Source organism: Pseudaeromonas pectinilytica, from assembly GCF_054780855.1.
Genome location: NZ_BAAGVN010000050.1, coordinates 1 through 561, shown reverse-complemented (window position 1 = coordinate 561; position 561 = coordinate 1). Strand labels below are relative to the sequence as shown.

Below are 561 nucleotides of genomic sequence, written 5' to 3'. Positions count from 1 at the left end.
AGCTCCACGCAGAGTTGATAGCAGTTGGCGATACCAAAGTAGTGGATCCAGCCTCGCAGGTATTGGCTCGTTTTGAAGAGTTGATACTCCATCGCGACGCCCCAGTTGCGGTTGGTCAGTCGTCTGACTTGCTGCTTGAAACGCTGCAAGCTGTTCGGGTGGATGAGGATCCTCCCCGTCTTGAAGGTAAATCCGAGGAACTTACTCTTNACCTTCCCGACTCTCCTGATGCTGCTGGTTAGCGATAGACCCGGCTCGCAGGTATTGGCCAATCAGGCTCAGTAACCGCTTGTCGTTGATCTTGGCGCCCAGTTTACTCATGAGTAGATCATGGTTTACCCGGTCGAAGAACTTCGACAGATCCACATCGACCGCAAAGCCGCGGCCTTGCTTGATGAGGCTCTGTACCTGTTGCACCGCTTGCTGCCCGTTTCGATGGGGCCGGAACCCGAAACTGTTATCCGAGAAGCCGGGGTCGAAAATGGGCGTCAGCACCTGGGCAATGGCTTGCTGGATCACCCGGTCGGTGACGGTCGGGATCCCCAACTGGCGTTTGCCGCC

Annotated in this window: 2 protein-coding genes; both read right to left on the bottom strand. The window is 56.2% G+C overall.

Features of this window, described 5'->3' with window-relative positions; genetic code table 11:
- A partial coding sequence (locus ACYVG7_RS04315) for a group II intron maturase-specific domain-containing protein (protein WP_460882002.1) occupies positions 1-149 on the bottom strand: 149 nt, incomplete at its 3' end.
- 52 nt (positions 150-201) lie between these two features.
- Positions 202-546 carry a reverse transcriptase domain-containing protein gene (locus tag ACYVG7_RS04310; protein ID WP_460882001.1) on the bottom strand — a complete coding sequence of 115 codons (345 nt, stop codon included), beginning with the start codon at positions 544-546 and terminating at the stop codon, positions 202-204.
- Between the last annotated feature and the right edge of the window lie 15 nt (positions 547-561).